Source organism: Acidimicrobiia bacterium (genome assembly GCA_016650365.1).
GTDB lineage: Bacteria > Actinomycetota > Acidimicrobiia > Spongiisociales > JAENVV01 > JAENVV01.
This window is the reverse complement of the sequence record JAENVV010000301.1, coordinates 1-3720: the sequence shown is the minus strand read 5'-3', so window position 1 is coordinate 3720 and position 3720 is coordinate 1. Positions and strand designations below refer to the sequence as shown.

Annotated in this window: 5 protein-coding genes; all 5 read left to right on the top strand. The window is 59.2% G+C overall.

Annotated features, from left to right (window positions below; translation table 11 throughout):
• A partial coding sequence (locus tag JJE47_16735; GenBank protein ID MBK5269069.1) for a ribonuclease E/G occupies nt 1-735 on the top strand: 735 nt, incomplete at its 5' end.
• 90 nt (nt 736-825) lie between these two features.
• Complete coding sequence (rplU, locus tag JJE47_16730) at nt 826-1164, top strand: 50S ribosomal protein L21 (GenBank protein MBK5269068.1); 339 nt, start codon at nt 826-828, stop codon at nt 1162-1164.
• Nucleotides 1165-1167: 3 nt separating this feature from the next.
• The gene (rpmA, locus tag JJE47_16725; GenBank protein ID MBK5269067.1) at nt 1168-1419 is read left to right on the top strand and encodes a 50S ribosomal protein L27; all 252 of its coding nucleotides are present in this window, start codon (nt 1168-1170) and stop codon (nt 1417-1419) included.
• The gene (obgE, locus tag JJE47_16720) at nt 1416-2699 is read left to right on the top strand and encodes a GTPase ObgE (protein MBK5269066.1); all 1284 of its coding nucleotides are present in this window, start codon (nt 1416-1418) and stop codon (nt 2697-2699) included. Before rpmA ends, obgE begins: the two co-directional genes overlap by 4 nt.
• Nucleotides 2696-3720: glutamate 5-kinase (proB, locus tag JJE47_16715; GenBank protein ID MBK5269065.1), on the top strand; the 1025-nt coding region annotated here is incomplete at its 3' end. The genes obgE and proB, both read left to right, overlap by 4 nt.

Genomic DNA, 3720 nt, shown 5'->3' with positions numbered 1-3720 from the left:
GTCTGGGAGAAGATCCAGTCCGAGGTCGATAATGGCCCGGCGCCTCGCCTCATTTATCAGGAGCCCGAGTTGCTCATCCGGGTGATCCGTGAGCATTTCACATCCGACTTCAAGCGCTTGCTTATCGATGATCAGACGTCGATGGACCGGGTCACCGGGTACCTGGGCGAAATGGCACCTGAGCTCGTGAACAAGGTGCATTTCTACGAGGACGAGCTCCCGTTGTTTGAGAGGTTTCACGTTGAAGATCAACTCCGCAAGGCTCTTGACCGGCGGGTTTGGTTGAAGTCTGGCGGCCACCTGGTCGTCGATCGCACGGAAGCGCTCACCGTCATCGACGTGAACACCGGCAAATTTGTTGGTAAATCGAGCCTTGAAGAGACGGTACTCCAGAACAACCTCGAAGCGGCGGAGGAGATTTGCCGTCAGCTGCGATTGCGAGATATTGGCGGGATCATCGTGATCGACTTCATCGATATGGAGTCGGAAAAGAATCAGCGCATGCTCATTCGGAAGCTGAAAGAGGAACTTGCCAAAGACAAAACCCGCACCCAGGTGTTCGATGTCTCCAATCTCGGACTCGTCGAAATGACCAGGAAGAATGTTGCGCAGGGCCTCCTGGAGAACTTTTCCGAGCCCTGCCCGCATTGTGATGGCCGGGGCGTCCTGCTTCAGGAAGAGGCTGCGACGCTCGGAATTCCCTACGAGGATCGGGCGCTTTCGGACGCCGAATGATTCTCAGGTTGGCAAATCGTTTCAGACGATTAGAGTTACGAGCCGCTGCCTTGCGTAGCGATCTCCTAAGTTTGTAAGAAGGAACCAGTCATGTACGCAATCATCCACACAGGTGGGAAACAAGCCAAGGTAAGTGAGGGCGACGTCCTTGATATCGAACGCTTGAAAAACGCCGGTGAAGAGGTCGTGTTCACCCCCCTCTTGGTTGTGGATGGAAACGGCTCGACGATCACCGACAAATCAGTCCTGGCTGCGGCCACGGTCACCGCCAGGATCCTTGGCGAAGAAAAAGGGCCCAAGTTGGACATGTTCAAATATAAGAACAAGACGGGTTACCGTCGCCGCATGGGCCACCGCCAGACCTATACGAGGGTCGAAGTTCTGAGCATCGCCGTAGATGCACCAGCGGCCGCTTCCGAGGAGGAGTAAACAATGTCAAAAACCAAAGCCGGAGGCTCGACTAAGAACGGTCGCGACTCCAAAGCCAAGCGTCTCGGCCCCAAGGTTTTCGACGGTCAAACCGTGACCGCCGGAGCCATCCTCGTTCGTCAACGAGGCACACGTATCCATCCCGGTAACAATGTCGGCAAGGGCAGCGATGACACGCTCTTTGCCATGGCTCCCGGACATGTCAAGTATGGAGAACGTAACGGTCGACGTCTGGTAAACGTTCTCGCTGACTGAGGGTCGACGTGTTCGTCGATCGAGTTAATGTCAACCTCCGTGCCGGCAACGGCGGCGCGGGGGTTGTCTCTTTTTTGAGGCAAAAAGGCCGTCCCAAGGGAAAGCCAACCGGCGGAGCAGGGGGACCTGGAGGCGACGTGGTGATTGTCGCCGACGAGAATGAGGCCTCGCTCCTCGCTTATCGCCACAATCCCCATCGAAGTGCCGAAAGCGGTACGCATGGTCAGGGTGACGTCAAGCATGGTCGTGCCGGGGAAAGCCTTCATCTTGTCGTCCCGCCAGGCACGATGATCTATGACGGCGATGGTGAGTTGCTCGCCGACCTGGTGAAACACGGGCAAGAAGTCACGGTTTTGCAGGGTGGCCGGGGAGGGCTGGGCAATACGGCCCTTGCTTCGAAGGCCAATCGGTCTCCCGGTTTCGCTGAACAGGGAGAGTATGGCGAGGAAGCCTGGATCACCCTTGAGCTCAAGTTGGTCGCTGATGCAGCCCTGATCGGGTTTCCGAATGTCGGAAAATCAACACTCATCGCGCATGTTTCGGCAGCCCGACCGAAAATCGCCGATTATCCATTTACGACGTTGCAGCCGAATCTGGGCGTTGTCTCGGTCGGAGGCAAAGAGTTCGTTCTCGCCGATGTACCGGGTTTGATCGAAGGTGCCGCCGAGGGCAAGGGCCTTGGCCACGAGTTTCTTCGTCACACGGAACGGGCACGCGTGCTGGTCGTGATGCTCGATCCCTCCACGCTTCAAACGGAGACCCTGCAGGATCAGTACCGGATCTTGCTCGATGAACTGGGCCAGCACCGACCGGACCTCGTCACGCGGCCACGAGTCGTGGCAGTCAACAAAGCCGACCTTGACGAGGTCGACACGGTGGCGTTGGCCGCCGAGCTGGGAGAACCGGTCGTGTTCGCGATTTCTGCGGTGACCGGTGAAGGCCTGGATGAGCTTATGCTGGCCGTGGCCGCTCAGGTCGGTCAGGTCATACGAGAAGCCCCCGAACGTGAAGGCTACGTCCTTCACCGGCCCATCGGACAACAGGTCAAGGTCCGCCGTGACGACGAAGGGGTCTGGATCGTCGAGGGTCGGGCCGCCACCAGGGCGGTGGCACTCGATGACCTTACGAGGCCGGCCGCCGCCGATTTTGCCGCCAAACGACTGCATCGAGTCGGAGTAGATGACGCACTACTGGCAGCGGGTGCCCGCACGGGTGACGACGTACGGATCGGCGATATCACGTTCTCGTTCATTGAGGACGACGGGGAAGAGGAAGAGTGAGGACCGCCCCGACCCCGGGGGATCCGGTCGTTCTTAAGGTCGGTTCCTCGAGTCTCACCTTTCCGGGTGGGGGCGTCGATCCGGCGGCCATTGAACGGGTGGCCGGTATGGTCGCCTGGTGCTGGGCCGCCGGCTTTCCGACTGTCCTCGTCACCTCAGGAGCCGTCGCAACCGGGTTGCCCATTCTCGGATTTGAGCACCGTCCCAAAGGTCTGGCTGACTATCAGGTGGCGGCTGCCGTCGGGCAGTCGCGCCTCATGGGCCACTATGCCGACGCGCTAGCCGTTCATGGACTGATAGGAGGTCAGGTGCTGTTGACCAAGGATGTCTTGGCCAACCGTCAGCAATATCTGCACTCTCGTCAAGCCCTACTGAAGATGCTGGAACTCGGCATCGTGCCGGTGATCAATGAAAATGACATCATCGTTGTCGATGAACTCAAATACGGCGACAACGACCGACTCGCCGCGATTGTTTCGCATTTGGTGTCTGCCCAACTCATGGTCTTGCTCACTGACACCGCCGGGATTTACACCGATGATCCTCGTCGGGCCGAGGACGCCGAGCTGCTCAGTGCGGTCCGCCACACCGATCAAATTCTCGATGCCGTGTCGGCTGGAGCGTCCGGTCCACTCGGATCGGGAGGCATCGCCACCAAAGTCGCAGCCGCGCGGATGGCGGCCTGGTCGGGGATCCCGACGGTCATCGGGCCAGCTGCTCGGACCGACGTCATGGAAGAGATTTTGGCGGGCAATGACATTGGTACCTGGGTCGCGCCGCATCCTTCTGGCCTTTCCGCTCGGAAACTGTGGATCGCTTTTGGACTCCCTTCCGAAGGAAGCGTGACGATCGATCGGGGAGCCGAAGAGGCCATTCGCCGGGCAGGCCGGTCATTGCTTGGCGTAGGTGTCACGGCCACTCATGGAGCGTTCGAGGCGGGCAGGGCGGTTGAGGTACTCAACGTCGACGGCGACCTTATCGCCAAAGGAATCGTCCGGTATGGAGCCGACACCTTGGCGAC